Source organism: Wukongibacter baidiensis, from assembly GCF_050888315.1.
GTDB lineage: Bacteria > Bacillota > Clostridia > Peptostreptococcales > Caminicellaceae > Wukongibacter > Wukongibacter baidiensis.
This window is the reverse complement of the sequence record NZ_CP138202.1, coordinates 6,213,048-6,236,269: the sequence shown is the minus strand read 5'-3', so window position 1 is coordinate 6,236,269 and position 23,222 is coordinate 6,213,048. Positions and strand designations below refer to the sequence as shown.

The following is a 23,222-nucleotide window of genomic DNA, read 5'->3' as shown; positions in this document are numbered from 1 at the left end:
CGTATACCAACGATACGGTTCTCTCGATATACTGATTACAAATTCAAGTGCTCTATAATATGGTCTGCGACCTCATTAGGACTCATATCTGTGGAGTCAATTTTAAAATGTAATAGATTCTCATATATTTTTCTAATTCCTATTGCACGCTCAATTCTTAATTCGCTACGTTGATCTTCTTTCATCCGTTTTATGTTTTCCTCTTCACTACAATTAATAATAATTGGTACATATTCAAATTCAACTGACTTTAAATTGTCTAATACTTTATTGAATATTTTTTCTCTGGGTCCATGTAGACCCCAATTAAAAATCACTGTATTTATAGATGGTAGCTTAAGATAATTTTTAAGTACTGTAGTCATATTTTCTTCAGTAGCTCGTTCAATTTCAGGTGAAAACGTGAACGGATTTATTCTTCTAGTCCACTCACTTTCTAACCATGCTGAGTTCTCGATTTTTCTATGTAACAACTCACATGTTGTACTTTTACCAACACCATTTGGTCCATGAATGAAAACTAATTTTTTCATTATACCCCTCCTAGTAGTCAACTTAATACAATCTGTGTCTATTTCAATAGCATAGTGAATTCGTATAAAGATAGTAGGAGACAAATTTACTGTTATCTTCTTATATGTTTACGACTCACAATTCACTATATTAGTTACGCAAATTTTGTAAAATCCCTTTGACTAGTTTTGTCGAATTTAAAAGAACTACTCTTTTTCTAGAGCAGTTCCTTATTCTACATTAAATACAGTTTTAGTGAAGTGCAAATAGATAGCTCAGCACTATCTGAATTTAGGTGTCGGTAACTCTGTGCCCTGTCTTCTCTCCATTTCTATCATCTCATCAATTTCTTAAAGTATTTCTTAATTCATGTGTTTGCAAATCAGCTAATCGAACAGGAATAGGTAATCGGCTCTCTTTATCAATTAGTTCAAATACTATATCTGTAGATGTTTTCAAATCAATATAATTACCACATGATATAAATATGGGTTTTACATCTGTTCTTGTCCTCAATGCTCTACCATAGATTTCATCATCAATAACAATATCACTATGGCTTCCTTTTTCTCTCTCTGGCATCTCAAAGTCTACACCCTTTATCTTTAAATAGCTTTTAGCTACACCTATGGTTGGCTTATTAAGAAACAAGGATGCGTGGGTAGCTATACCCATATGACTAAAATGTAAGTATCCGTTTCCATCAAAAAGAAATATATCTGGCTCTGATTCAAGTTTTTTTACAGCTTCAACAACTAGTGGCAACTCTCTAAAAGCTAAAAATCCAGGTATATAGGGTGTCATGATTTTACCGTGGCTATATACTTTTTCAACTTCTTCTTTTGTATGATAATCAATAACAACAATACTGCATACACCGAATTGCTCCCCTTTTTCTTCCCAATAGGCTAAATCTACTCCAGCACAAAGCTTTATATTTTCTTCATTAAATGTAGTAACTAATTTAATCTCGTTTACAAGACTTTTCTGAATAGCTATAAATTCATCTTCAGAAGTTGCTTTAAAGTCATGGATTTCTTTTATTTCCATCCTTGTCTCCTCCTAAATAGTTCTATTATCATTTATTTCAAAACCCATTATCTATGTCTTTTTTAAATATATTTTTTTAACTAATTCTTTAATTCTTTTAATCCCATCTTCTTATATAACTTCTTAAAATGTATATGCTCTTCAATAGGAGTAAAATCCTTTATCAGATTATTTCTTAGCTGAATCCTTTTCAAATTTATTAAATCCATAATGATATTAATATCTTTGATTTTGTTTGACTCAATATTTAAATTGACTAAACTTTTTAGTGTGTTTATTTTACTGATATTCCTTATTTTATTATTATTTAGGTTTAACTTCTTCAGTTTTGAAAGACATCTTAAAGCACCTAAGTCACTAATCCTATTGCTTTTTATGTAAAGATACTTTAAATTCTCTAAATACTTTATGCTGCTTATATTTCTTATATTATTATGACTTAGATCAAGGTATTCGAGTTCTCTATGACCCTCTAACCCTTTGATAGTCTTTATCTGATTATTACTTAATTTCAATCCCTTTAGCTGTCTAATAGTACTAATATCTTTTACTTTCTTTATAACGTTATTATTTAGATGTAAATATCCTATTCTCACTAATTTCCCTATAGGACTTATATCCTTAATATTATTATCATTTAGACTAAGACCACTTAAATCACTCAGTTTTTCTAAGGGTTTTACATTACTTATATTATTATTATCAAGGTGAAGTCTCCATAGTTTACTTAGGTTTGATATCCAATCTAAACTACTGATTCTATTGTTATCCATCATCAATATTCTTATATTCTTTAATCCATTTTTTATAGTTATATTATTAATTTTGTTGTTACATATTCTGAGATCAGTTAATTCATTCAATCCATTATTAATAAGTATTTCTTCAATGCAGTTATTGCTTAGATCTAATCTCTCTAGGGATATCATATTACTTAAAGCTTTTATATCCTTTACATTATTGTCTCTTAGGTCTAAGCTTTTTAATTTAGTAAGCTCTCTTAATGGCAGTAGATTTGTTATGTTGATATTGCGTAGATATAGCGACACTAATTTCTCTAAACCAACTATGGGAGTTAGGTCACATATATCATTGTTTGAAAGCGTTAAATATGCTAGGTCGTTAAGCTCTTGTAGTGGATCTATAGTTTCTATATTATTAGAGCATAGATTTAAAGAATATAAATTGTTGAGCTTTTTTAATGGTTCTATATTGCATATATTATTCTTTTCTAATAACAAGTATCTCAAATTGGTTAGTTCTTTTAGAGCACTTATATCAGCTATTTTATTGTTGGATAGCTCCAAGGTCGTCAAACTCTTAAATTCATTAATAATACCTATGTCTTTAACTTTATTATCGCTTATTCTTAATTCTTCTAAGTTAATTAGACCTCTTAAATCACTTATATTTTTTATACGGTTATTATTTAATTTTAAGCAAATCAATTTCCTTAATCCTGCTATATTACTTATATCTTTTATACAGTTTCCTGAAAGCTCTAAGCTAGTCAGATTTTTTAATTCTTTTAAAGGGCTAATATCCCTTATTTTATTATAGGATAGACTCAAGCGAGTTAGCTGTGTTAGTCCCTTCAATGGACTTATATCGCTTATACCATTACTACCTAAATATAAGGTAGAGAGACTTGTTAAATACTGAATGCCTTCTATAGCACTAATATTTTTATGATTTAAATTCAAGTATTCTATATCCTTTACATCTTCTTTAGCTATCTTGCCACTGTTTTTCCCGATCTCTTTTCTTATTATGGATTCAAGATTCTCATCTTCAAACTCTATTCCGATCCTCAGTTCTTCAGCTTCCTGTGTTTTTTTCGCTATCCATTCCTCTATTTTAACGTTATATTCTTGATAACATTTAGAATCTGACAACTCCCTTTGTGGGTTAGATAGTTTATGCAGGTATGATTCATCACCATAGCGTATTTTGTAGCGATCTGGATTTAAGGATTCTTTTATGAGCTTTGCAAATTTTATTAGTGCTAATAATTTTTCTAAATAATCTTCTTGTTTCCTAAACCTCATATCAAGCTCAGTTAATTGCTGCCATACTGGTTTTAGATTAAACTCATTATATTCTAGATTTAATTTTTCTAGTTTAGTAAACACCGATAAATTCATAATAGAATTTATGTCTGAAACTTTATTACCTTGTATGTATAATTCCTTTAGCTTGGGTAATCCACTTATAGGGGTAATGTCTATTATTTTATTATTACTTAAGTTTATTGCTTCGAGATTTTTTAAATATTGAAGAACATTAATGTCAGATATATTATTGCTATATAACTCTAGTCTCTCTAAGTTAGATAAGTTTTTTATAAATGATATATCTTGTAGATTACTATCAGATATGCTTAAATACTTTAGCTTAGTTAAATCTTTTATGTAAGTTATATCTCTTATTTCTTTTTCGCTTATAGCTAGCCTTTCTAAATTGCTTAGCTCACATAAAAAACTAAAATCACTAGCATTATTATTGAATAAATATAAAGTTGATAGACCCTTTAGTTGACCTAAAAGGCTTAAATCCTGTATAGTATTTCTTGCAAATGTTAGGGAAAATAGGTTTTTAAAATACTGTATTCCTTCGATAGATCTAATATCTTCATCAAATATACGAAGGGTATATATCTTCTGAACATCTTCAATCATCAATCTACCAGATGGTTTTCCTATCTTTTCTCTAATAACACCTTTAAACTTTTTATCTGGCAATGTGAGTAGCATTGTTTGTTGGTATTCTTCCATTTGACTCCCCCCTATTAACCATTTCTCAATGCATATACAGTCAAATATTCAAATCCCAAATAAGGGATTAACGCAAACTTACCATTATATTCCGTCGTCTTATATCTAAAGTATAACATATTTGTTAATTTTGCTAAGGATAACCAGAGTATAAAAAAATCCTAAGAAATAGACTTTTCCTATCCACTTCTTAGGATTCTCTTTATACCATTACAACCTATCGTTAATACCTTCTACAACTAGTCTATGAATTGTTATTTGATACTACAAGCTCTAACCCCTTATAATATTGATTTCATTTTGTATATAGGTAAAACTATCATCCTTCAATATTTCAACAGCTTCTTTTAATTTAGGTGAAGAAAGTTCTTTCAAAGTCCTTAATGCAACCAATCTTAAATAATCATCTTCATCTTTTATTTTTTCAAATGCTATCTCTTGAGCTATATTTGGGCTCAGTCTACTTAAAGATATTAAGGCTCTTCTTTCGACATATTTGTTGGGGTCATTGATAAACTTCAATAAAAATTTTTCCCAAAAGATATCATTTTTTCTCCCCAACAACTCCGCAACTTGCCATCTCGCTTGCCATTGACAATGTTCTAATGCACACTGTGCTACACATTCCAATGCCTTATCCGATAATATAAGTTCACATTCATCAAGTAGATTTTCAACCTCATTATCTAATGCCATTACCGTTAGCACATCTACAACTAAGTTTTTTGAAGCCTCTCCATTTTCTATGTTACTTATAGCCTTTGAAGCTAATTCCATTAACCTATTCCAATTTGGATATTCCCATTCTTCAAATTCAATAATCCATTCATTGTTTGAATATTTTTCTTCATCTATCCTGGACCATTTCCAATATAAATCTAATTCCTTTTTTAATCTATTTATGAATGTGTCCATAAATTTTCACGCCTATCTTCTATTTATTTACTCATCTATCAGTAGAGATAATATGATAATTATCAAGGGAAATCCCAATATAATCTCTGGACATACCCCTCACGCCTCTTATAGTTAGCTATATTTAACCTTACTCAATTAGAAAAACTATCACAGGCTTTTATACTTTTATAAACTTAAACCCATAATATGAAAACGCCTCTCATCCTTTACCTCTTCTATATACCCTTTTATTTCTAACTCCGGCTCAACATCTTTCAACTCAGGTGTAATACATTCAATTGGTACAAATACATTTAATAAAACTTCTTCATTTTGCTGTATATTTAACTTGTTTCCTTTTGCTTCTACTTTCATAGGATTATAACTTTTCAAGTTTCCGTTATTTTTAACTATCGGAAAATAAAGATATACATTATTTTGTTTTATTACGTGTTTACTATCATTTTTCAATTTAATTGCATAGCCAATTCCTTCAGGTAATTCTGATTTTGCAACTTGTTCTACCACTATATTTACATCATTGTCATAAATCTTGTCTACTTCTTCCTTACATCCTGATAGGATAATCAAAAAAAATAGAGTTAATCCAATTAAAAGCAAGTTTTTCTTCATTTTCCCCTCCTATATGATATTTAGTTTTCCAAAGTTCGCACCAAAATTAAGCTACAATCGATCAAAAATTCCTTCTTTCCAATTTGGTCTTATTCTTTTTATCTCTTTGATTAACCACTCACCGTAAATCAAATAAAAATCTTCATGATTTTCTTCTATCATCCAATTCATTTCATCCGAACACCAGTATATATTAAATCCATCTGTAAAATAAAAGTCTAATGCTGATAAATCCATTAAATATGATGCTGAATCTATCCCTCCAGTATTTATTTCATAGATCCTTTCAATTTTCTTTCTCCTAAAAATATCTAATAAATCATTTATGTTAATCTCGTTTCGAAAATACTCTCTATTGAACCACATAAAATCTTTACCTTCGAATTCCACATTGTTCCTTTTTTCATTTATTCTTTTCTTAATTTCTTTTATCTTTTCGTCTGATATTACCCTTCTATAAAATAATTCATCTACTTCCTTTAAACTATTTTCATCAATATTGCTTATATAATCATAAAATTTTTGCTTTTCTTCATTACAAATGCTGATTCTAAGTTCTTTAGAGATATCAGAATAGTGCTTTCTTTCACTTATATTAGCTTTTTCATATTCTTGTATCACTATTTTCTTAATTTCATCTAATGAATTAAAGTCTTTAGGAGATATGCTTTCTATCCTAATAAGAATAACACTTAATATATCTCTTCTAACATACCAATAGGGATATCTTATGTTTAAATCCATATTTAAATCCATTATTCGTTTATCTTGATAATCATCGGTTTCCTCAAGGATTTTCTCAACTTTTTTTGATAATTCTAATAACTCATTTTTCAGATTTTGGAGTATCTCAATTAAATATTTCCTTGACAATATGTGAAATGCAGCAATTTTTTCATCCATTGTTACATCACCTCTTTATGTTGATTTCTACTAAGTAGTCCTAATAGTGAGTAATCTTAAGTTTAGAATCCTGATAGAACTTAGCTTTTAAATTTTACTAAGTATTATCAAGAAATATGTTTTAAGCCTCTATTATCTCTTAATAAAGCTTTGAGCGTATCTAATAAACCTTACAAGTTCTCTAGACCTTTTTTCTTCATCTTCAAACAAGGATTCTTCTAATTTATCCTTTCTTATTAATAGCGCCTCAGTCACTAGTTTATCCCACTTGCCTGGATACTTTCTTAATATATACTGACCTGATGCACACTTTGAATCTATCTTCTTCTCATTTAACGTATTGATGATTCGACTGATGGTTAAAACTGCCCATTCAATAAATTCATCACTTTTATCCTGTATTTCATTTGAAACTATTTTACTCTCCCAGTAGTTGAAAAGGTTGTATTCCATTGTTTCAATTATATCTTTCCATTCAACATGTATTTCTAAAGTTTCTTTAGATGGACTCATAATTTCAACTCCATAATTCTTGAGTACCCACCTTGTTACATTATTGAAATCATAATATCCTTTGATAAGATTTCCATTTGCGAAATAAGGGTATTTCTCCATTTCACCGCTACTCTTATTTAAATCTTTCTTTAGTAAATACATACCTTCCATCTTATGAGCATAGTCAAAATTATTAATTAAGCTATGATGAATTGACTCAATTTTCTTTATGTCATTATCATCTAATTTATGATTTAAAACAGTCACAAAATCTATATCACTTTTTACTCCATCAAAGTCCTCAAGGGCAATGGAATTGTACAAATATATCCCGTATATTTTACTACCTAGTAGCGAAAATATTGAATCTCCATAATCATAAAGTAATGGAGTCAATATCTTAGGAACTCTTTCCATTCATATCACTTCCTTATGCAGTTTTCTATATAATCCAACTCTGAAATAAAGGCATCCTGTGCTAAAAAAACAAGAGATCCAAGCCTTTGTACTTTCACCTTCTTATATGTTCACAGCTTTTAAATCACTATATTATTTACTCAAAATTAGTAAAATCCCTTTGACTAATTTTGTCGAATTTAAAAGAACTACTCTCACTCGAGCAGTTCTCTATTCTTCGTTAAAAATCATGAAGCAAAATGCAAACTTCCTTTCATGTTTACATACCTATCACAAACTTATCTCTATCTATTTAAAACTATTAAAGCAAAGTATTCAATAAGATTCCTTTGCAAAATCATAGATTTTTCGAATTGGATCATCTAGTTCATAAACTGTATTAGATTCATTCCTATTGCTTAAGATAATAATTGACTGCTTTTTTTCCGGAATCCTAAAATATATAGTTGAAAATCCTTGAGTACCGCCAGCATGAACTTGCTCAAGCTGGTCTTCACCATTTTTTCTGAAAATCCATCCACAGGTATAATTCTCAAAAAGGGAATTTAAATGGTTGGGAGGTGTATATGCTTCTTGCATCGTCTCTTTACTTACCAGTATATCACTATATAAGGCCTGGTCCCATTTATACAAATCTTCTAATGATGAGTAAATACTTCCATCACCACGTGTAGCACTTGAATAACTTTGATCTTTTGTAATAAATTTTGTACCATCGGATTCAGTCCCATATGCTCTATTATTGATTGACATATTTAAGGTTTTATCAAAAACAACCGTATTATCCATGTTTAAAGGTATAAATATATTTTCTCTCATGAAATCTGGAAGCTTCATCCCAGAAACTTCTTCTACTACAAGACCTAGAATGACATACCCGGTATCAGAATATTTAAAGATAGATCCTGGAGTGAAATAGGTAGAATCCGTTCTTTTTACAATCTCATAAACATCGGAATCCAAAAGCTGATTTTCTACGCTAAATTCTTCATCTAATAGATCTGTCAAATCATAAAAACTACGAAGTCCTGAGGTGTGGTTAAGAAGGTGTCTTATAGTAATATCTTTACCATACTCAGGAAAATCTTTTAAAATATCTTTTACTCGCATATCATAATCTAATTGCCCTCTATCTTTTAAAATCATGATACTCATTGCTGTAAACATTTTTGAAACAGAAGCAAGTCTGTAATTAGTACTTGGCGTAGCTTTCTCTAATGTTTCCATATTAGCACATCCGAAAGATTTTTTATAAACAGGTTTACCATTATCAACTACCAGTATAGATATAGATGGCAAATCGCTTGAGTAAACGACTTTGTCCATATGTTTGTCTAATTGTTCCTCTTCAGTAGTTTGATCACTACAGCCTAAAAAAGTAAAGCTTAGTATAATAGACAAGATAATTATCATTATATTGGTTTTAGATACTCGATTTCCCCACTTATTCCATTCAAGTTGTTCTTTATACAATATAATCCCCCCTTGTTTCTCAATCAATTTGAATCACCTAGTATACTATAAATTCATTATACATCTACTGTTAATTATATCCAATATTTTTTCTCAAATTATTACAATACGTACAGTTATTAGGCGTCAATGTTAAACTTTCATACTTTTACTGTTTTATAATAATATCAAGAATTATTTATCTATAATCATCTAAGATTTTAAGGCGGAAATGGAAAGATCTGAATAAAAGATTATTTAAATTGATAATTATTTTGGCTATATTCCTTGTTGTTTTAGCTTGGTATTTTAGATTAGGGGTAATTGCGTAATATTATAGAAAAAGAAAATCTCCTTTCCATAACATTTTACTGTTATAGAAAAGGAGATTTAAGATTTTACCTATATTGAGTCTATTCCTTTTTTTCAAGAAAGTTTGTTACATTGTATTCTTCTCGTTTCTTTTGAAGCCACTCATCATAGGCTGTTGGCATCAGTTGCTCAATTAAAGTTTCTTTGATTTCTTCCTTACTTTCATCATAATTTGCTTCCTTTGCCTCTTTAATTTCTTCAACCTTTATAATATGGTATCCATATTGAGTTTTAACAGGGTCACTAATTTTCCCTACCTCTAAAGTAAAAACTGCATCCTCAAACTCTGGTACCATCTGTCCTCTTACCACATATCCAAGATCTCCACCATTTTCTTTGCTGCCTGGGTCTAATGAATATTCTTTTGCTAACTTACTAAAATCTTCACCTGCTAACAACTTATTTTTAACTTCCCCAGCCTTTTCTTCACTGTCAACCAAGATATGACTAGTCTTCACCTGTTCTTGTGTAGCAAAACTCGCTTTATTATCATTGAAGTATTGTTTCATTTCATCTTCTGTTATATTTAAAGAAGGTACAAGTAATTTTTCTATTTCTATACTTGTTTTAATATTCTTTATCACATCATCATTTGTATATCCAGCATTTTCTAGTACCTGATTAAAGGCATCTTCATTACCATAATAATCTATGATTTTTTTCATTTCTTTTCCTATATCTTCTTCAGTAATTTCAATATTTTCCTTTTTAGCTTCTAGCTCAACTATTTTTTCTGTTATTAATGCTTCTAATGCTTCTATTCCATTTTGATCAACTAGGCTTTGATATAGTTCTTCTTTAGTAATCTCTTCTTCCCCTACACTAGCTACAATATCCTTGCTTTGGCAACCAGTTACACTTACAATTACTAATAATAAAGAAATCGCCAATAAAATTTTATAGTTTCTTTTGTACATTATTTTTTTCATCAAGTTCAAATCCCCTCTCTATTTAGAGCCCCTAATTTTCTGCCACAAACAATTGCTTCTGTTTTTTAAGTTTATCTTTAGCTGTATCACTCCTATTCAATGTACTACATTTAAAACTAAGATATTGTGTTTATGGTCACCATCTATTAAATAGTGTACTACTTTTCCTTTCTTTCTATATTCTTCTAATCTATATTACCATAAATTTATAAATAAAATGTAAACTATTTATGAACAAGCAGAGGTGAAAACCTCTATAGCTTCAGGCCAAAACATGTAAAAAAACAACATAATGGAATTATGTATTCCAGCCTATGACACTTTCCTTTTTTCAAAGTTAACCCATCTATCACAACTCACCTTAACACTTGTAAAATATAATCATTGAAAAATCACAAATAATAAATAAGAAGTTCTAATTTACTGAAATTCGTTGCCATTTGTTGAGTAACATTATAAAATCTATATATGTTGAATCGAGGTGAAATAATGAAGATTGAAAGATTGTTAGGAATATTATTTTATATAATAAATAGAGATAAAGTTAGTGCAAATACTCTAGCAGAGCATTTTAATGTTTCTCGAAGAACAATTATTCGTGATATAGATACATTGACATTAGCAGGTATCCCAATCTATTCTGAAATAGGCTCTAAGGGTGGTTACTCAATTCATCGTGATTATAAGTTAAATGAAAAAATAATTGATAAGGCCAACTCTGAATATATTCTACTTGCTTTGCAAAGCTTGAAAAGTGTCTATGGTGAAAAAAAGGTTCATGAAACCTATGAAAAAGTAAAACATATATATTCTGATAAGGACAATGATCATGCACTAGATATTGATTTTTCTGTAGTAAACGAAAACGGAAATATAACTTCCTATGTTTCTATGTTAAGGGAAGCCATTCATCATAATAAAACAGTCCTATTTCAATATACTAACCGCAATAGTAATACTCGAATAGTTAAGTTCAATATCATACACGTTTTCTATAAATGGTACTCTTGGTATGCTTTTGGTTATGATTTAGAGAAAAGTGATTTCCGCATGTTTAAGATAGTAAGAATGAGAAATTTAGAAATAAGTGAAGAGTATTTTGATAATGATTATGATGTAACAAGGCTGCTTGATGAATATGAAGAAAAAAGAGATAAGGATAATATATATGTTACTATTGAATATTCTAAAGAAATCGAAACTTTGATTAATGAATATTTTCATGGTGATGTTATCAATGTGTTAGAAACATCTATAGTTAAAAAAATGGTCATAAAAGAAGATGACTTTATTATGTTTTCTATCATCTTAGGTTTTGGAGAAAAAATTAAAGTTCTTTCCCCCTTATCTTATCAGCAAAGAATTAAGGAACATTTGAAAAATACTTTAATAAAAAATTATGATAATAGTGACATATAGGTGTCACTGTTTTTATTATATAATGTCTCTAGATTAATTTAAGGAGGAACAGTATGAAGAAAATTATATACCTTTACATTTTAGAATCTATGGCAGAATGGGAAGTTGGCTATATTCTACAGGCTATTAGTATGGAATCTATGCTAAAAAAGCAAAATAGAGAATTTGTAGTTAAAACTGTTAGCACTAGTAAGAATCCAATAAAAACGATCGGTGGGTTAACTATCACGCCAGACTGTTTATTGGATGAAATAGATGAAAATAATATGGTTGCCTTGCTTTTGCCTGGTGCAGAGACATGGAACAGTGAAGAAAATAATCAGATTTTACAAAAAGCCTTATCATATATAAATCAGGGTATTCTTATAGGGGCTATTTGTGGAGCGACACTTGCTTTGGCTGATTTAAAAGTTTTAGATAAATTCAATCATACAAGTAATTCTTTAGATTACCTAACATTATTTTCAAAACAATATGGTGGTAAAGGGCTATATGTTAATACTCCAGCTATTATAGATCGTAACTTGACAACTGCAAGTTCAGCAGGAGGTTTGCTTTGGGCTAAACACATTATACAGTATTTGAATGTTTTCCCTTGTAAGACCATTGAATCATGGTACAACTATTATTCTACCGGTGATCCTAAATACTATACAGATCTTATTTCACAAAGCATTTAACCTAAGTAGCATTAGGTATGAAAGGTATCACAGGCTAGAACATATAATCTAATAGAATTATGTGTTTTAGCCTGATACCGCCTTTTCATCTTTTTAAAGTAATAGCAGCAAGTCACTTTACCTGCTGCTTTAAAACTTTTTTCACTCTATATCCCATAACCTCCAGTAATTGGATCTTTGAAAAGTGGTATTCGAGGAGGACTAAAGGTAAAAATCACAAATGATAAAACAAGAAGTACTATTGCTATAAACGAAATCGTGTTTACTCCCCTACTAACATCTGAGTTAGCTGTTGTAATTTTATATCCAATATATTGACTGATGATTACGCTGATTATAAATATTGATACATCCATTACAAGGCAGTTATCTCCAAGAACTCCTGTGTATGTGTAAAACAAGGAAATTATTAAAAATATACCTACATAAAATGAAATAGCCTTTGCAGTAATATAGTTATTATAATCTTTTCCTATAAATATGTATTCTATAATTGAAAAGATAAATGCTGGCCAAAACAATAACTTTAGATGTTCCCAAGTACTTTCATTCACTGCACTAAAGATTCCAACGAGAGTATTATTACCTGAGCATTCATAGGTAAAGTGAAGCAACGTACCAAGCAATATAATAAATACGCTCCCTACAATGTACCACTTTTTAATATTTTCATTCATCAGCTATCACCTCATAATTATGATTATGAGGTACTTATTTGTAATATGATTGATATAAGGCTTGGGTACACAATTTATCTATAGAATTGCTAAAAATAAATAGCTATATACTATCTTGAAAGCTTAAATAACAATGGAGAAGGAAAAGTGTCAGACTAGAACACGTAAAAATGACATAATAAAATCATGTATTCTAGACTGACACTATCCTTTTAAATACTGTGTTATAATAATGTCAACAATTATTTATGACCACTTAAGATTTTAAGTTTGAGAGGAGAAAATATGAGTAAAAAACTACTTAAATGGATAATCATTTTGTCAATATTTCTTGGTATTTTAGCTTGGTATTTTAGATTAGGAGTAATTGCATAACATTCTATGAATCTACAGCAACCTTAACTAATCATATCCTAACTCACTAAAGATGCTTCTAATAAAGGTATTGTTTGATTTTAATATGGATTTCCACTCATCATCGGTATGCCAAAATTCAGCTACAAACATTCTAACACCGCAATCAAGCATGGCACTAATGCACTTTTTAAAATCTACGTGGCCCGTTCCAAAGGGTACCTCTCTAAAGACTCCAGGTACAGTCTCCTTTATGTGACAGGCAGCAATATTACCGATACCAGCCTTTATATCGTCCTCAACCTCTTCATTATAAAGCTTACACGCATTAGTTATATTTCCTAAATCAGGATAAACCTTTAAAAATGGTGAGTTTACCTCCTGGACATAATCCATGGCTTTTCTAATTGTATTCATAAACTCAGTCTCCATGGTTTCAAAGGCTAATATTACCCCTTTGATGCTTGCCATTTCAACACTCTTCTTTAGGTTCTCTCTAAACTTTTCTTTAGTGTTTTCATTAGATTCTCTATAATACTCATCGTAACCTGCTATCTGAATTATTCTAATTCCCAAATCATAAGCTAGATCAATAGCCTTCCTCATTATTTCGAGAGAAGTTTGCTCATCATCATAATCTTGAGTACCTAGAGGATATTTTCTATGCCCACTTAAACACATGGTACGAATAAATATTCCAGTCTCATAGCATGCATTAACTATATCTTGTCTTTCCTTTAAGTTCATATCTAGTCTAGATAACTTTTCCATGCTTTCATCAATACTTATCTCTAAAAAATCATATCCAGCATCTTTAGCATACATAAGCTTTGCTCTTATACTAAGAGTATTTGGCATAGATTTCTCATATAAGCCTAACATGTATTTCATTTTTATCTATCCTTTCGCCTGTCCATAATAAGCAGCTTCACCATGCTTTCTAAGAAAATGCTTATCAAGTAAAGTCTGATCTATTTTAAATTCCTGCTGCCCCATATGTCTTAAAGCTTCCGTTTCCTTTGCCATCATCGCTATATATTCCATAACCAATGCATTGTGCACAGCATCAAAACCATCCTTGCCCCATGAAAAGGGACCATGAGAATAGCAGATTACAGCTGGAATATCACTTGGATCTATTCCCCTTTCACTAAAGGTTCGCACGATAACCTTTCCAGTATTGAGCTCATACTCGTCGTCAATTTCATCATCGGTCATTCTATCTGTACAAGGTATGGCTCCATAAAAATAATCTGCATGTGTTGTTCCAAGGGCTGGAATATCTCTGCCGGCCTGGGCCCATATTGTTGCCCATCGTGAATGGGTATGAGCTATACCATTTACCTTTGGAAAGCTTCTATATATTTCTAAATGAGTTGGAGTATCTGAAGAAGGATTCAGATTACCCTCAATCACTTCACCATCTATATCAACTACAACTATATCTTCCACCTTCATAGATTCATATGAAACACCACTAGGCTTGATAGCTATAGCTCCCAAATCCCTATCGTATTCACTTACATTCCCCCAGGTTAATACGACTAGATCATTTTTTACTAGCTCTAAGTTAGCCTGAAGAACTCTTTCTTTAAGCTCCATATATCTACTCATTTTCTGCCCCCAACTATTCTACATAATATATTGTTGCATGGCCTATTTGACGATTTGCCGATAATATAATCTCTCTATCCTTCTCATATACAACATATGCATTACTAGGCCCTACGCCTTCATCTATCACTTCAGATATAAATTTGTTAGATTCTTTATCATAGGTAATAGCAAATAACTGCATTCTATTTCTCCTTGCACCTCCAAGGAAGTAAGTCTTTCCTTTTAATGTGCACGACAGAACGGTATGATAAAAGTCTTGATATACAGGATATTGGTATACAGCCTTATATTCACCATCAATTCTCTTGTATATTTTAAATTCATCTCCATGAAATGGTGATATAACTGCGATTTCCATCTCTCCATCTCCATCAATATCGATTACTGCCATATCACTTGTTGGTATATCTAATAGCTTTTCGATTCGCCAGCTCCACCCCTTTTTCTCAGGTGGTATTGCTACAAAGATGCCCTCTCTCGATCCAATATACCCTGCCTCAAAGCCATCATATTCCCCTCTACAATAGCCATGATTGATGGTTAGCTGCTCCTTAATTACATTAAGATTTAGTTCAAAATCCTCATCTAAATTCTCTGGAAACTCTCCAACATAAAGCTTACCTGGATGTGACCAGTCCTCTTTAGAGCTTTTATGTTCGGCTATAGTCGCACCTATAAAATAGCTGATGCCATCTTTGCCTGTAATCATATCAAATCTATGTAAATAAGGTAAGTCAGCTATTTTACTGTATCTAAACTCTCCGTCATTATGGCGTACTATTACTACATGACTATCCTTGGCTTCTACCATGGAGACAAAGCCCTTAGATGCAAGAAAATATCCGTCCTTTTTTGGTATAGGGCATATGGACATAGTACCGCCACTGTTTTCCCAAACCATAGTTACATCCTCAAAGTCGTTACCACTGAAAACGTATAGTCCAGCGTCCTTACCTTCTCCAGCAAAAATCAGGTTAGTTTTACCGTCTATCTTAACACTGGACACAGCATAGCATTTAAATATATCCTTAAGGAATCTTTTCTTAAATTTCATGTTCAACTACTCCTTATAATAAAGACTTAAATGGTAAATCTGGCTCTATTGTAAAAGCATCATGGAAACCTCTATCATACATATATTCCATCTTATCCTTATCATTTGGCCATACGAATTTACCACCAACTTCCCATATAAAAGGCTTAAACTTATATTGTAATCTATATCTTTTCATTCCCCATAGAGTAGTAATCTCCTTTGGATCAGCCTTAAAGTTAGTCCATATATCATGGTGGAATGGTATTATTACCTTGGCTTTTAAGCTTTCAGCCATTCTAAGTATCCCCATAGGAGTAAGCTTATCTGTCATCCCCCTTGGATTTTCTCCGTAAGAGCCTAGTGCTACGTCTACTTCATGATCATTACCATGCTTAGCAAAGTAATTTGAGTAGTGTGAATCTCCACTATGGTACAGACTTCCACCGGGAGTCTTAAATAGGTAGTTAACAGCAAGGATATCCATATCCTGAGGCATTTTATCTTTAAGCACCTTTTCTGCTGGTGCTGTAACAAGCTCTGTTCTATCAAATGATTCAAGAACAACTATTTCTGTATCCTTTATCGTAACACTATCCCCAGGCTTAACGACAATACAACGCTCCTTTGGAACACCCCATTTTATCCAAAGATCAACACAAGCCTTAGGTCCTATAAAAGGTACGGTATCTGGACAATTTTGTATAACTGCAGCTGCAACATTAATATCAATATGGTCTCCATGATCGTGAGTTGCAAGGACAGCATCTACCGTTCTTATTTCAAAGGGATCAATAACACAAGGTACATTTCTTAGATTTGGCTGCACAGCAACACAACCAATCATCTTTTGATGTTGATGTCCCTTTCTCATGAGACCGTCACCATGTGTTCTCTTTCCACTCTTACACCACAAATCAACAAGTATATTGGCGTCTCCTTCTGACTTTAGCCATATCCCAGTACATCCTAACCACCACATTGCAAATGTACCCTTTTCTACTACTGTACTCTCTATTTCCTCATTTAACCATGTACCCCATTCCGGGAAATTACTTAATATCCACTCTTCCTTTGTTAATGTATATACATTACTCATAATTACCACTCTCCATAAGCTGTTTTAATTCATCTCTTATAGCCTTTATCTTTTCACCTATTCCTTTAAAGTTGCTAAATAACTTCCTATTTCTTCTATAGCTTCTTTTTCATCGTTTCCATCAGCCTTTAATACTATATCTGTTCCACAGCCTACACCAGCAGCGAGGATTGCTAATATACTTTTTATATTAGCTTCCTTATCTTCTACTACAAGTTTTATATCACTTTTAAATTTTGCTGCAAGCTTATTTAATACCGCCGCTGGCCTTGCATGAAGGCCAGTTGGATTTATAATTTTTATTTTTCTTTCTATCATTTAGTACACCCTCTCTAAAAAGTTCTTTATATACTCTAATAGTTTCCATACTTTTTAAAACATTCTAGGGCATACAGCATAGACTCTTTAGTGGTTCCTATCGCATCTAAATAACCATATTCAACGGCTATCAGACCGCCTTTGTCTGTAGTCCATTTTTCACAAAGCTCTTTTACCTCTTGTTCAATAAGATCTTTGTCTCCTGTAGGTAACGTAGATTGTATATCTACCGCCACCTCAAAGCATATTCTACCTCTAGCCTGTTTTGATATTTCATCTATTCCTACTAACCTAGGTTGATGAATATTTATAATGTCAACTCCCAGTTCTATAAAATCATCCAATATATCATTTATCTTTCCATCGGTATGAAATCTAACATCCATACCGCATTCATGGGCGGTATCAATAATCCTCTTGTATTCTGGCTTAAACAGCGCTCTAAAGGAGTCTGGTGAAATCATTAGTCCACTTTGCATTCCCCAATCATCGGTTGTATCATAGCAATGTATTCTTCCACCTGAAGCTTTATGGGCAGCCTTTATTATCCCTATTTGATAATCTGCTAGCTTTCGTATTAGCTTTTTAACATTTTCTATCTCTACGACTGTATCCATTAATACGTTAGTAAAGCCTCTTATAAAGTGGAGACGCTCAAAGATACATTGAGGGCTATTAAGCTGAACGTATTTCCCTAGCCTTTCTGCCTCATCTAAGGCCTCTTCCAAGCCATCAAATCTTCCATCTGCATAGGGGTCTGGAATAATATAATCTTCGAGCTTTGACCAATCCTCTAAAGGTATATTTGTCACCTGTCCCATGTCCCCGGCTGTTGGGTCCTCAGAATGCCAAAAGCAACCCCATTCATCGTAATGTCCCGGAAGAGTTTTAAATTTTTTCTTTACAGTATAATCAATTGAATTATCTCTACTCTCCTTACTGGGAAGAACAAATATTCTATATACGTCGCTTTCTCCAGCAATTCTATCAAATCTAAGACCGATTCTCTCTGGACTATCAAACTTGATATTCTTTTTAATAATCTCATATCCTGTCATCTTAAATACACTCTCATTTCTTTATAATTTATAGCATATCTAACAAACAATTTTTCAACTCTTCGTTACTATTTGCCTTCCTTATAGCCTCTATATTAACTTCTTCGAAAAGGATTTTTCCAACCTGCTGCATTAATTCTAGATGTGAAGCTCCATCCTTTGCTGCAAGACCTATAATTATCTCCACTGGGTCGTTTGCTTCATGGTTAAATTCAATCGGCGTCTTTAGAGTAATAATAGATAACGCCAGATCTTTTACTCCATCCTCTGGTCTTGCATGAGGAATAGCTACGCCAGGGCTTATGACATAATATGGCCCATTTTTCTCAGTATTTGAGAATACAGACTCAAGATAAGTATCCTTTTCAGTAAATCCATTTTCCTCTAGCAAATTAATGCTTTTTGTTACTGCATCCTTCCAATCCTTAGCATCATAATTGCAAAGAACCAAATCATTATTTAAAAATAAGTCTTTTAACATATTAACTCCTTCGTCACCTTATTAAGGGGCTTTAACGCCCCTTAATAAGCAATATTTTATAATCCTAGTGCCTCACTTACGCTATTTTTAATCTCTTCATCGGATAGCATATTAACTAATCCTACAACCTTTGTATTGCCTTTGATATTAAATTCCTTTTCAAATACCTTTGATACTAAAATCAAATCGTAATTTTTTGCATCTGATTTAGCCTGACCGACACTTGCGTGATGAATCTCCGCAGGTATATTCATTTCCTTAAGTATCTTATCAATCTTCATTTTTATAATCATACTAGATCCCATTCCATTACCACATGCAGCTAAAACCTTAATCATCTCAATCTCCCCTTTTTACTAACGATTATGCTTCACACTTCTCATCCATCATTACTGTAAAGTAATTATCCTTGTTTTTATATCTTCTATACTGTAGCTGAGGTATTACAAGCATCACTACTATTGCAATACCAGGCGCTACAATACCCATCATCTTTGAGAAATATACTAGTGGCGACCACATTGCTGCCCAGTCAAAGCTTCCCATAAAGCCTAGAGAATAATAGCCAAGGCTAAGAACTATAGCAGATCCGAAAACCTGCACCAATCCAGAGCAGAATGGCATAATAGCGGCAGCCCTTTTCCCCCCTGATTTATTTGCATAAACAGCTATTGTGGCATTATCAAAGAATACTGGTATGAATCCTGTTAAAATCAATACAGGAGATTTAATCAGTATTAAGATTCCAATTGCTACAAGCTGCCCTAACAATCCAAATATAAACCCATATGTAACTGCACCTGGAGCAAATCCAAATATAACGGCACAGTCAACGGCTGGTACTGAACCCGGCAATATTTTATTTGAGATACCTTCAAACGAAGCAGTTAATTCCGCAACAAACATTCTAACACCAGTTAATAATATGGTTACATATACAGGGAAACTAGCTGTTTGATAGAAAATATATGTACCCCATGTGAACTTGCCAGTGTTGTATTCAAAAGCATCCTTACCGATGATAAGCATAATTATTCCGATAAAGGCTGTCATAACCAAAGTGTTTGAAACAACGTTGTCATTGAACATAGATAACCATCCAGGTAGCTTTACATCATCTACTGAATCCTCAGGTTTACCGAAATATTTACCTAGTTTGTATGCCAGCCAGTCTCCAAGCATTTGCTGATGGCCTATAGCAAATCCCGCTCCACCGGTTACATGATTAGAGGCCTCAACAGTTAAGTTAGAGAATACTGACCAATACAGTCCAAGGATTATCCCTGTAATAACAGTCACATACATACCGACCTTTACATCTATACCAACTAAGGCACAGTGAAGTCCATAAAGCAGTACCGCAGATTGAATATACATTACATGACCAGTAATCATAAGTGTTCTAATCTTAGTAACTTTTCTAAACAGTACTAATAAAATATTAATGGCAAATGCTATAAGCATCGTATATCCAACAAAGGATGCACCATTTATCGCATCTAAACCTTCAATCGCACTTGGTAATGCTGAATATGGATCGATTACATATCCATCTATTCCAAAGGTTGATCTTAAGGCTTGAAGGATAGGTCTAAATACGCCTACTATACCTCCAGTAGCTACTTGAAGTATACGAAAGCCTACATATGCCTTTATGAATCCACTAAGAGCTTCATATATTTTTCTACCCAATAATATGTAACCAATAAATGCTATTGTTCCTAGTAATAGAGGTGCTTGCGCTAAAAACTTATTAACAATAATTGTAAATAATTGAGCTGTATTCATATTACCCTCCTGGAATTATATTTTTTTGTTAAAAAGAAAAGTTAGTATTTTATCATGAAGTACACTAGTAGATGTCACACTTCTCATTTCCTGTAAAAACTCCACGGCGTGACATATAACAATAATCTCTTGGATAATTTTAAAATGAGATGTACTATCTACTGGTGCGAGTGTAATTATGTAGTTGATATTATCATCCAAGAATTCTATTGGATGATTGACCTTTAAGATGGATACCCCTAATTTATTACACCCAAATTCAGGTCTAGCGTGGGCGAGAACAACACCTTTAGCTATATAAGCATAAGAAGGATATATCTCTATGTTGATAGTTAATGCTTCTATATACTCACTGGTTATATAGCCTTTCTGAAGAAGTGGTAGGGCCGATAGCTCAACTCCTCTTTTCCAATCCTTGACACTATCTATTATTTGAACAAACTCTTTTTTTAAGATTTGTGCCATCTTTGGAGAGGTATTTCTAAAGTATCTATCTATTGCTTCCTTTGCTTCATATTGATTTTCCTTTGGAATGTAATTCTTAACGATTTGAAAGATTTCATTACTTTGTCCCCTCGAAGAATTTGTTTTTACTACGATTATTTGAGATAAAATATCTTCCTTTGTCTTATCATCTAGAACCATATTTATACAGACTACAGGTATACTAGCATTGAGCTCAACAAGATCTGTAATAATAAAATCATAATCATCCTCAAGGTAGTATATCTCCTTAGGTTCAACAATCCTGCTAATATGAATCATATTAAAGTAAGCATTTATTTTATCCACTAGAATCTTAGTTTTTTTGAGGTTTGTAGCAGAGACAAAGACAACATTAATCTTCTTACTAGCTGTAACAAATCTTCGTAAATGTATCCCTATCATTTGTGTCAATATGCAGATATCGTTTTCCTTAATGATAGTAAAACTCTTATTGAAATATTCTTTTAATACGATTTGTACTATGTTGTATAAAGAATGATAATTACTTTTTACGTATTCAGCGATGTTATAGTCATAATCGATATTAAACATTCTTCTATATTCAACCTTTTGCATAAATACCATAACGATATCGAATAATCTACTCTTGTTTACAAAGGTTATACTAGTAAACTTTTCGAAGCTCGTAACAAACTTTGCTACTCCATCTCTAATATGGGGGCTAATATTTGTCACGTCATAATGATCCATTGATGGTTTAAAATCTAGGCACATTAATTGAGCCGTAAGGTACAATTTAAACTCCGTAGTATAGCCAACAAAGATTCTGTCTACAATATTGAATTTTGCAGAAGATAAAATAAAGTCATATTTTTCTTTATCTATACTTTCTACAAATAGATGGTAGTCATCAATCATCCCCATGTATATTGAAATAATATTGCACATACTTAGAACATACCTTACATCTAGTTCATATCTAAATTCTCTAAGCTTATTTTGGACATCGGTTACTCTTTCATTAGAAAGATAATCTAATACACCTTCTTTTACTATCCTAAATATTTTCACAATGTTAATCATATATAATTGACGTCTTACTAATAATTCACTTTCGATATAGTAGCCTCTTGAATTATTGTATTTAAGTTCTGCCTTGCTATTGCTTACGATCTCTTTTACAGCTTTAAGATCTAAGAATATTGTATTTTTGCTGACATTTAGTTTTTCAACAAGATAATTAATATGTACATTTTTTCTTAGAATTATTTCCGATATTATTATTGAAATCCTTATATCCTGTTCATATACATATTCAAGATTATTCTTACTACTAAATTGCATCCACCATCTTCTATGATCTTCATCAATCAATATTCCTCTACCTCTTACGATTTTAATAGGCTTAACACAATCATTTTCCATCAAATCATTAATCTTACTCAAATCATATCTAACACTTCTAGAAGTCACTGATAAGTTATTAGTTAATTCCTTTGTAGTTACATATGATTCTTGAGGTACAAGATACTCCATAAGTCTATTAATTCTATCATTCACAACCACTTTTACAGGCATTTTCTCACCTCCCCTAACTTCTTTTTACTGACATCAGTATAGCACCATTTTTGTCAGCAAAAAATCAATATTATTGTTATCAATTTGAATGTAAGTGACATTTTTTATATTACATTCACTGATCATTTAGAAAATTACTTGTAAAATATGATTTGATTCAAATTATAGCACAATTTTTGTCACTTAAAATTATAATTTCAGCAAAATTTGTAATTGTTTTAATTTTTATAAGATTCTA

22 protein-coding genes are annotated in these 23,222 nt (G+C 31.7%); 2 read left to right on the top strand and 20 right to left on the bottom strand.

The features are described from left to right. Positions 1-35 precede the first annotated feature (35 nt). The 9 genes from R9X47_RS28605 to R9X47_RS28565 all read right to left on the bottom strand — a co-directional run bounded on the left by R9X47_RS28605 (position 36) and on the right by R9X47_RS28565 (position 10,435). Positions 36-533 (bottom strand): AAA family ATPase, encoded by a 498-nt coding sequence (locus R9X47_RS28605; RefSeq protein ID WP_432664464.1) that lies wholly within the window; start codon positions 531-533, stop codon positions 36-38. A 322-nt stretch (positions 534-855) separates the two neighbouring features. After that, complete coding sequence (locus R9X47_RS28600) at positions 856-1,563, bottom strand: endonuclease V (protein ID WP_432664463.1); 708 nt, start codon at positions 1,561-1,563, stop codon at positions 856-858. Positions 1,564-1,643: 80 nt separating this feature from the next. After that, complete coding sequence (locus R9X47_RS28595) at positions 1,644-4,337, bottom strand: leucine-rich repeat domain-containing protein (RefSeq protein ID WP_432664462.1); 2,694 nt, start codon at positions 4,335-4,337, stop codon at positions 1,644-1,646. Positions 4,338-4,610: 273 nt separating this feature from the next. After that, complete coding sequence (locus tag R9X47_RS28590; RefSeq protein ID WP_432664461.1) at positions 4,611-5,252, bottom strand: HEAT repeat domain-containing protein; 642 nt, start codon at positions 5,250-5,252, stop codon at positions 4,611-4,613. Between the two features lie 168 nt (positions 5,253-5,420). Beyond that, positions 5,421-5,867, bottom strand: coding sequence for a hypothetical protein (locus tag R9X47_RS28585; RefSeq protein ID WP_432664460.1), 447 nt, complete (start codon positions 5,865-5,867; stop codon positions 5,421-5,423). A gap of 51 nt (positions 5,868-5,918) precedes the next feature. After that, on the bottom strand, positions 5,919-6,770 hold the full coding sequence (locus R9X47_RS28580; RefSeq protein ID WP_432664459.1) for a hypothetical protein: 852 nt from the start codon (positions 6,768-6,770) through the stop codon (positions 5,919-5,921). 132 nt (positions 6,771-6,902) lie between these two features. After that, positions 6,903-7,682, bottom strand: a complete 780-nt coding sequence (locus R9X47_RS28575; protein WP_432664458.1) for an aminoglycoside adenylyltransferase domain-containing protein — start codon at positions 7,680-7,682, stop codon at positions 6,903-6,905. A gap of 315 nt (positions 7,683-7,997) precedes the next feature. Beyond that, positions 7,998-9,155, bottom strand: a complete 1,158-nt coding sequence (locus tag R9X47_RS28570) for a serine hydrolase domain-containing protein (RefSeq protein ID WP_432664457.1) — start codon at positions 9,153-9,155, stop codon at positions 7,998-8,000. Between the two features lie 392 nt (positions 9,156-9,547). Beyond that, positions 9,548-10,435, bottom strand: a complete 888-nt coding sequence (locus R9X47_RS28565; protein WP_432667708.1) for a foldase protein PrsA — start codon at positions 10,433-10,435, stop codon at positions 9,548-9,550. Positions 10,436-10,924: 489 nt separating this feature from the next. Between R9X47_RS28565 and R9X47_RS28560 the strand changes: the two genes are divergently transcribed. Together R9X47_RS28560 and R9X47_RS28555 are read left to right on the top strand one after the other, a co-directional pair. After that, positions 10,925-11,854, top strand: a complete 930-nt coding sequence (locus R9X47_RS28560; protein WP_432664456.1) for a helix-turn-helix transcriptional regulator — start codon at positions 10,925-10,927, stop codon at positions 11,852-11,854. A 53-nt stretch (positions 11,855-11,907) separates the two neighbouring features. Further along, positions 11,908-12,534 carry a DJ-1/PfpI family protein gene (locus R9X47_RS28555; protein WP_432664455.1) on the top strand — a complete coding sequence of 209 codons (627 nt, stop codon included), beginning with the start codon at positions 11,908-11,910 and terminating at the stop codon, positions 12,532-12,534. A 146-nt stretch (positions 12,535-12,680) separates the two neighbouring features. Here R9X47_RS28555 and R9X47_RS28550 read toward each other — a convergent pair whose 3' ends face one another. From R9X47_RS28550 to R9X47_RS28500, 11 genes are all read right to left on the bottom strand, one after another. Continuing rightward, positions 12,681-13,211: a DUF6512 family protein gene (locus R9X47_RS28550; RefSeq protein ID WP_432664454.1), complete on the bottom strand. Its 531-nt coding sequence runs from the start codon at positions 13,209-13,211 to the stop codon at positions 12,681-12,683. 402 nt (positions 13,212-13,613) lie between these two features. Then, positions 13,614-14,456, bottom strand: a complete 843-nt coding sequence (locus tag R9X47_RS28545; RefSeq protein WP_432664453.1) for an L-ribulose-5-phosphate 3-epimerase — start codon at positions 14,454-14,456, stop codon at positions 13,614-13,616. Between the two features lie 6 nt (positions 14,457-14,462). After that, complete coding sequence (locus R9X47_RS28540) at positions 14,463-15,179, bottom strand: L-ribulose-5-phosphate 4-epimerase (RefSeq protein WP_432664452.1); 717 nt, start codon at positions 15,177-15,179, stop codon at positions 14,463-14,465. Between the two features lie 13 nt (positions 15,180-15,192). Then, complete coding sequence (locus R9X47_RS28535; RefSeq protein WP_432664451.1) at positions 15,193-16,236, bottom strand: hypothetical protein; 1,044 nt, start codon at positions 16,234-16,236, stop codon at positions 15,193-15,195. Between the two features lie 13 nt (positions 16,237-16,249). Then, on the bottom strand, positions 16,250-17,314 hold the full coding sequence (gene ulaG, locus R9X47_RS28530) for an L-ascorbate 6-phosphate lactonase (protein WP_432664450.1): 1,065 nt from the start codon (positions 17,312-17,314) through the stop codon (positions 16,250-16,252). A 57-nt stretch (positions 17,315-17,371) separates the two neighbouring features. Then, positions 17,372-17,632: an HPr family phosphocarrier protein gene (locus R9X47_RS28525; RefSeq protein WP_432664449.1), complete on the bottom strand. Its 261-nt coding sequence runs from the start codon at positions 17,630-17,632 to the stop codon at positions 17,372-17,374. A gap of 35 nt (positions 17,633-17,667) precedes the next feature. After that, positions 17,668-18,690, bottom strand: a complete 1,023-nt coding sequence (locus tag R9X47_RS28520) for a uroporphyrinogen decarboxylase family protein (protein ID WP_432664448.1) — start codon at positions 18,688-18,690, stop codon at positions 17,668-17,670. Positions 18,691-18,718: 28 nt separating this feature from the next. After that, the gene (locus R9X47_RS28515) at positions 18,719-19,171 is read right to left on the bottom strand and encodes a PTS sugar transporter subunit IIA (protein WP_432664447.1); all 453 of its coding nucleotides are present in this window, start codon (positions 19,169-19,171) and stop codon (positions 18,719-18,721) included. 56 nt (positions 19,172-19,227) lie between these two features. Next, entirely contained in the window at positions 19,228-19,509 is a 282-nt protein-coding gene (locus R9X47_RS28510; protein WP_432664446.1) for a PTS sugar transporter subunit IIB, read from the bottom strand. A gap of 25 nt (positions 19,510-19,534) precedes the next feature. Beyond that, positions 19,535-20,959: a PTS ascorbate transporter subunit IIC gene (locus R9X47_RS28505; RefSeq protein ID WP_432664445.1), complete on the bottom strand. Its 1,425-nt coding sequence runs from the start codon at positions 20,957-20,959 to the stop codon at positions 19,535-19,537. 15 nt (positions 20,960-20,974) lie between these two features. Further along, a complete protein-coding gene (locus R9X47_RS28500; protein WP_432664444.1) occupies positions 20,975-22,984 on the bottom strand; it encodes a BglG family transcription antiterminator in 2,010 nt (669 codons plus the stop codon). Positions 22,985-23,222: the final 238 nt, after the last annotated feature.